This is a genomic window from Chamaesiphon sp. GL140_3_metabinner_50, assembly GCF_025361915.1.
Lineage (GTDB): Bacteria > Cyanobacteriota > Cyanobacteriia > Cyanobacteriales > Chamaesiphonaceae > Chamaesiphon.
The window spans coordinates 1-6,467 of sequence record NZ_JANYJC010000056.1 but is presented as its reverse complement, the minus strand read 5'-3'; the positions used below and the strand labels follow the sequence as shown (position 1 = coordinate 6,467).

6 protein-coding genes and 1 pseudogene are annotated in these 6,467 nt (G+C 47.7%); 2 read left to right on the top strand and 5 right to left on the bottom strand.

Going from position 1 to position 6,467, the window contains the following annotated elements:
• The coding region (locus Q0R35_RS02805; RefSeq protein ID WP_295614254.1) for a sulfurtransferase at nucleotides 1-497 on the top strand (497 nt) is incomplete at its 5' end.
• Nucleotides 498-632: 135 nt separating this feature from the next.
• On the opposite strand, the pseudogene Q0R35_RS19470 reads toward Q0R35_RS02805, so the two are convergent.
• A pseudogene (locus Q0R35_RS19470) lies at nucleotides 633-1,499 on the bottom strand (ferritin-like domain-containing protein).
• 251 nt (nucleotides 1,500-1,750) lie between these two features.
• Between Q0R35_RS19470 and Q0R35_RS02790 the strand changes: the two are divergent.
• Nucleotides 1,751-3,043, top strand: a complete 1,293-nt coding sequence (locus Q0R35_RS02790; protein ID WP_295614248.1) for a sugar ABC transporter substrate-binding protein — start codon at nucleotides 1,751-1,753, stop codon at nucleotides 3,041-3,043.
• Nucleotides 3,044-3,052: 9 nt separating this feature from the next.
• Here Q0R35_RS02790 and Q0R35_RS02785 read toward each other — a convergent pair whose 3' ends face one another.
• The 4 genes from Q0R35_RS02785 to Q0R35_RS02770 all read right to left on the bottom strand — a co-directional run.
• Nucleotides 3,053-4,333 carry a Zn-dependent hydrolase gene (locus tag Q0R35_RS02785; RefSeq protein ID WP_295614246.1) on the bottom strand — a complete coding sequence of 427 codons (1,281 nt, stop codon included), beginning with the start codon at nucleotides 4,331-4,333 and terminating at the stop codon, nucleotides 3,053-3,055.
• A gap of 28 nt (nucleotides 4,334-4,361) precedes the next feature.
• Nucleotides 4,362-4,934, bottom strand: a complete 573-nt coding sequence (uraD, locus tag Q0R35_RS02780) for a 2-oxo-4-hydroxy-4-carboxy-5-ureidoimidazoline decarboxylase (RefSeq protein ID WP_295614243.1) — start codon at nucleotides 4,932-4,934, stop codon at nucleotides 4,362-4,364.
• 37 nt (nucleotides 4,935-4,971) lie between these two features.
• Nucleotides 4,972-5,334 carry a hydroxyisourate hydrolase gene (gene uraH / locus Q0R35_RS02775; protein WP_295614241.1) on the bottom strand — a complete coding sequence of 121 codons (363 nt, stop codon included), beginning with the start codon at nucleotides 5,332-5,334 and terminating at the stop codon, nucleotides 4,972-4,974.
• A gap of 158 nt (nucleotides 5,335-5,492) precedes the next feature.
• On the bottom strand, nucleotides 5,493-6,467 hold a 975-nt coding region (locus Q0R35_RS02770; RefSeq protein ID WP_295614238.1), incomplete at its 5' end, for an FAD-dependent monooxygenase.

Sequence of the window (6,467 nt, the reverse complement as noted above, 5' to 3'; positions counted from 1 at the left end):
GGCTGTTGCGCTATTACGGACACGAGCGGGTCGCGCTGCTCGATGGTGGTTATACTAATTGGGTTAAGGCTGGTTATGCCGTGACTGATGAGGTACCTATAGTGGCGGCTGCTGGTAATTTTCAGCCCGAAATTCAGTCGGATGCGATCGTGGATATCGAGAAAGTTCGATCGATCCAAAATTCCCCGGCACACGTTCTCATCGACTCGCGCGAACCCGATCGCTATTTGGGCAACACCGAACCGATCGATCGCGTCGCCGGACATATCCCCAGTGCGGTCAATTATCCCTGGCAAGGCGTGTCTACGCCTGAAGGATTCGTTTTACCCATTGAGGCACAACGACAACGCTGGGCGGCAATTTCGCCGGATCTAGCACCGATAGTCTATTGCGGTTCGGGGGTGACGGCTTGTGTGAATTTATTATCGCTAGAATTAGCCGGAATCTCTGGCGGTAAGTTGTATCCAGGGAGCTGGAGCGATTGGATTTCTCATTAGATGGGAGCGGGGAGATGGGAGATGGGAGATAAGAAATAGAAGAGGGTAGCGGATCTGTAGGTTGGTTAGAGCAATAGCTCTCCCAACTCCGAACTCCCAACTCCGAACTCCGATCTCCCATATCCCATCTCCCATCTACTTCATCGAATTACCCAAAAACATCGGAATAAACTTAGTCACAAAAGCTTGAGGATCGCGATTCCAGGCTTTTTGAGCGGCGGTGATGCGAACTTTTTGGAGTTCGGGATCGAGGATGGTTTCGGGTAGGCGCGCCATGAGATATTGAGGACGTTCCCACTCTGGGAACGTGTTGACGACATCCATCAAGTTGTTGACTCGACGCAATTCGGCTCCAAACATGATGTCCATCCCCGATTCGTATGCCGCTTGCTCGATGGCGACAAATTTCCGTTTGGCGGTTTCGACTTTTTGACGATGGAGGGGACTTTTAGCGGCGATTTTGGCTAGTTGGCGGGTACCCCAACGAACGTGTCCGGCTTCTTCGGGGAAGATTTTTTCGATCGTTTCCCGAATTTTAATGTTTTCTGCGGTTTGGGGAGCTGCTTTGAGCGCGTGAATGTGGGCTGAGAAAACTTCACAACCGCGTTTTTCGGTAACGTTGATTGCAGCTAGCGCGGCAATTACACCATCTTCGGCGGTAGTGTAGGTTTCGCGATCGATCGACCGATCGAATTCATCGATATATTATACTCCTGGCGGGGTATCAATTGGGCCACCCAGCTCGACTAATAGATCTAGATCGGTCAACCACAGTGCATGGCGGGATTCGTCGCTGATATGATGGGAAAGATCGCGAGTTAATTCTGGCGGATTGCCGTTGAGTTGTTCGATTAATTCGGTAAGATCTTTGCAACTGCGTTGCTCGTTATAGCGGTAACGATTGAGGGTAATTAGGTGAATTTCTCGATCGCTGACTACACGTTTTAAGATATCTCTGGCACTAAGACTGTTGTTGAATTTGCGAGGATAGGCAACTGTCATGATGTTTGGTGAGGGTAGTCAGGTATATGCTGCTTTACGAATTGTAACGCGATCGAGATTTAAGGGTAGGTAAATGCAGGGCACAAAAAGATCGTCGATCCTGTGGCTATGTGTGTTGGGTTGAAGAATGAAACCCAACCTACAGGGCTAAAACCTAAAACCTAATACCTAAAACCTAAAACCTAAAACCTTCCCCCGATCGCCGTAATGGCTGATAATATTTTGATGTCGATCGATGGGTGCGAGAACTAATGGTCAAGATTGCTAATTTGCGTCGGTTTGTGATTTGTGGTTTGTTAGGATTGCTCCTGACTGGAGTGGTAAGTTGTCTGAAGTCTCCTAGTGCCAAAACACCACAGTTAGAATTTTGGACGATGCAACTTCAGCCCAAGTTTAACGAGTATTTTAAGGATGCGATCGGTAAATTTGAAACTGCTAATCCGGGGATTAAAGTTCATTGGGTAGATGTTCCCTGGGGGGCGATGCAGGGCAAAATTCAAGCTGCGATGGGTGCGAAAACTGCCCCCGATGTGGTCAATCTCAATCCTGATTTTGCGATTCAACTCGCAGCCAGAAATGCTTGGCTGGATCTAGATCCACTGCTAACTAAAGGCGAGAATCGAGAATATATCCCTAGTATTTGGCAGGCTGGCACCATTAATGGCAAAGCTTTTAGTTTGCCGTGGTATCTCACTACTAATATTACTATTTACAACCAAGAACTATTTACCAAAGCGGGTATTCCTAAGCCGCCAACTACCTATCAAGAATTAGCCCAAGCTGCCAAACAAATTAAAGAAAAGACAGGTAAATATGCCTTCTTTACCACCTTCGTCGCTGAAGATACCAACGATGTCCTCGAATCGATGGTGCAAATGGGCGTGCAACTGACCGACAAACAGGGCAAGGCGGCCTTTAATACCCCCGCTGGTAGAGCTGCCTTTCAATATTGGGTCGATCTCTACAAACAAGGCTTACTGCCCAAGGAAGCCCTCACTCAGGGACACCAGCAGGGCATCCAACTCTATCAAGCTGGCGAAACTGCGATGCTCTTTGCTGGGGCACCATTCATCGAAACGATCGTCAAAAATGCGCCCCAAATTGGCAAGGTTTCTGGTGTCGCCCCCCAAATTACAGGGCAAACTGGTAAAAAAGGCGTAGCGGTAATGAATCTGGTTATTCCTCGCACTACTAAGATGCCCGATGCTGCCGTTAAATTTGCCGTCTTTATTACCAACACCGCCAATCAATTAGCTTTCGCTCAAGCATCAGATACATTGCCATCAAATGTCAAAGCAGTAGCAGATTATCAGACTAAATTAGCAGGTAATAACGATACTTCTCCGCTCGATCGCGGTAAGTCGATTAGTGCCGAACAGTTATCTCAATCGGAGATATTAATTCCACCATTAAAAAATATAAACGTCCTCAAGAAAGCGATCTACGAAAATCTGCAAGCGGCAATATTAGGCGAAAAAACCGTCGAGCAGGCAGTAACTACTGCGGCTACTACTTGGAATGCCGTACAGTCACCCGGAGGGTAATTGCTGAGGTTAAACAACTTTTGGCAATCGTTTTTTTAGATAAAAATCATCGAGTTGTTGAAAAGTTTGTAGCAATACATTAGCACCGCGATCGCATTCTTCAGGCGACGTATATTCGTCTGCTGAATGACTTACTCCCGCGCGACTGGGGACAAAAATCATCCCCATAGCTGTAAACCGACCGATTTCTTGGGCATCGTGTCCCGCGCGGCTGGGCATGTGGGTGTAAGCCAGCCCCATGTTTTGACAAACGCCCTCGATCGATCTCATAATTTGGGGGTCTGCTAATGTGGGGCGAATATGAAGCGTTTGCTGGATCGAAATTGCCGTTTCGGTAGTTCTGGCAATGTTGACAATTTCGGCTTTGAGGTTCGCCGTCAGCAGTTGTAAACGTTCCTCAGATAAATCTCGCATGTCGATCCGCAGATCGACCATTCCAGGCACCGTATTAGTGGCATTGGGCGATACATTGAGGTAGCCGACAGTGGCAACTTGGTCGCCATCGATCGATCGGGCAATTTTATTCACCGCTAGCACGATTTCGGAAGCAGCAACTAGCGCATCTTTCCGCATATTCATCGGTGTGGTGCCAGCATGATTGGCACGTCCGATAACGTTGACGGCAAATCGGTATTGCCCGACAACTCCAGTCACTATCCCAATCGGTTTATCTAGATATTCTAAGACACCACCTTGTTCGACGTGTAGCTCTACAAACGCCACCATCTCGCTGGGTTGACGTTTGGCGGTGACAATTTGCGACCAATTGCCACCAATGCGATCGAGACATGTCTGAATCGGGGTACCATCCAAACGGGCATAATAGCTGGCATCTTCTAGTACTTCCCCCGCCATCCCCTTCGAGCCAATTACCGAACGTTCCTCATCGGTAAAGACAATTACTTCGATCGGGTGGTACAGTCGGATCGATCGATCGTGCAAAACTCGCACTACTTCAATCCCCGCCAGCACCCCAAAACAACCATCATAAATCCCACCAGTTGGCACGGTATCGATATGCGAGCCAGTCGCGATCGCACCTGCATGTGGATTTAAACCCTCATAGCGACCGATAATGTTACCAGCCGCGTCTGTCCTTACGGTCATTCCGGCTGCTATCATCCAAGTCTGCACCAATTGACGCGCGCTTAAATCTTCAGGTGTAAACGCCACGCGACTGATGCCACCTTTGGGTAACTTGCCAATTTCTGCTAGTTCGACTAGGCTGCGATCGAGTCTAGCTGAATCGATTTTTAATTCACTGAGAATCGGTGATGATATAACTGTCATAGAAATAATTGTTTAAAATACTTGACTTTCAACTCGTTCGCGTAGCGTCCCCGTTCGCGTTGGCGAAGCCTGCCGTAGGCACAGCGTCTGCCTCAGCAGAAGGGGAATCGATAATTGCAAACAAGCGAAACCGGGCGATCTGGCTAATTTCCTCGATCGCGGTAGTTAATTCTGCATCGGCTGAATTCTGTAAGCGGCGATCGAATGCTGCTAAAATGCTCGATTTAGTATGGTTTTTAACGGCGATAATCAAGGGGAAATCAAACTTTTCTAAATAAGATTGATTGAGTTTTTGGAACTGGGTATATTCATCCGCACTCAACCGATCCAAGCCAACCCCTGATTGCTCTTGTACCGAAGATTCTGCCATTTTGACTTTGCTGCCCAAATCGGGATGAGCGCGCACTAGAGCCAATTTTTGCTTCACTTCAAAGCTAAATACGATCTCCATCATCTTCTGATGTAAATCCTCGATCGACATAAATGGACGTTGACACCATACTTGCGCGGCGATCGTTGGTGTATGTTCAAAAACTTCACCCAATGCTTGAATAAATTGCGGTCGATCCATCCGATTAATTTGACTAAGGGAATAAATCATCTAATTTTTACACCTCAATTATCAATTATCAATTAAACTAACTGCCTCGATAAGTACTATAAGACCACGGCGAAACTAATAGGGGTATATGATAATGAGCGTTAAGATCGGCAATCTGAAAGCGAATGGGAATGCGATCGAGAAATGCTGGTTTAGGTAAATTAGCCTGAGTACGATCGAAATAACTGCCCACCGCGAACACTAGCTCGTATTCACCAATTTTTAAGTCGCCGTTGGCAAGTAAAGGCTGTGCGGTACGTCCATCTCGATCGGTATAAACTTGGGTAATTAAGGTGCGATTTGCTGATGGAGATGCGATCGAGTACAGGGTTATTTCAACTCCTGCGGCGGGACAGCCGTGGGCTGTGTCTAGAACGTGAGTTGTTAATTTACCGGACATAGTTGGAAATTAGGTGTACACAAGTCGGATGGACTTCGTTTTGAGATCTTAATCCCCCAACCCCCTTTTCAAGGGGGCTTTGAAGTCCTCCTTGAAAAGGGGGTTTTAGGGGGATTTCTAGGGGTTTCGCTTCTAAATAGAAAGTGTATACACAGTTTTCATCGCAATGGGCCACCTAAAATAGTTTTAGCGATCGCACCAGTGACATGTTCCGGCGGCTCATTTTTCAATTGCTGATACCAAGCCAGCGTTATATCAGGATCGCACCCGTGAATTTGTTCGGCACGTTGACGCGCTTTAGCAACTACAGCGTTAGCGCGTTCTTTACGTTCGGATTCATAGCGTTTGAGGGCATCTGGTACGCTGATATTCGTCGCGATTAAGTAATTACTCAGTACCCAGGCATCTTCGAGGGCTTGACAACCGCCTTGTCCGAGATCGGGGCAAGTCGCATGAGCCGCATCGCCCAGAAGTGCCACTCGCCCACGCACGTAGCGATCGATCGGCCCCATATCATGAATGGCAATCCGAGCGGTTTCGGCGGGATTAAGTCGCTCGATTAGTTGTTGAACTGGTTCGTCCCAGCCTCGAAAATGCTCCTTTAATTCGGCTTGATAGTCGGCTGGCTCGGCGGAGTTGTCGGGTGAGAGCGGTACATCTAAAAAGAAATAACAGCGCGAGTCGCCCACAGGCATTAGTGAAGCCCGTTTGTGTTCGCCGACATAGATGCTCCAGGTATTTTTCGGTGCTAATTTCTCATCAGCGGGTACCAATCCATTCCAGTTAATATACCCTGCATACTTGGGTTCGACAGGTTCGTCGAGAATCTGTTTGCGAAATTGCGATCGAATGCCATCGGCGGCAATAATTAAGTCACCGCTGGTACGATGACCATTTTCAAAGATCGCCGTTACACCAGTCTCGGATTCTTCAAAGTCGATACATTTATAGTTGAGAGACACTTGCCCAGGAAATGCGGCGAGTAGCATCGCTTGTAAATCCCGACGAGCGACTGGATACGGACGCTGCCCAACTCGATCGATCAGCGGCATTAAGTCGATATGATTGAGCAATTCTCCAGTTTTACTGCGATATTCCATCGCATTCATTTCGCCCCCGATCGCGGCAATTTC

What these genes read in the sequence shown, in the direction of transcription:
- Q0R35_RS02790 (WP_295614248.1), top strand. Translation starts at nt 1,751, where the DNA reads ATGGTCAAGATTGCTAATTTGCGTCGGTTTGTGATTTGTGGTTTGTTA.
- Q0R35_RS02785 (WP_295614246.1), bottom strand. Translation starts at nt 4,333, where the DNA reads ATGACAGTTATATCATCACCGATTCTCAGTGAATTAAAAATCGATTCA.
- uraD (WP_295614243.1), bottom strand. Translation starts at nt 4,934, where the DNA reads ATGATTTATTCCCTTAGTCAAATTAATCGGATGGATCGACCGCAATTT.
- uraH (WP_295614241.1), bottom strand. Translation starts at nt 5,334, where the DNA reads ATGTCCGGTAAATTAACAACTCACGTTCTAGACACAGCCCACGGCTGT.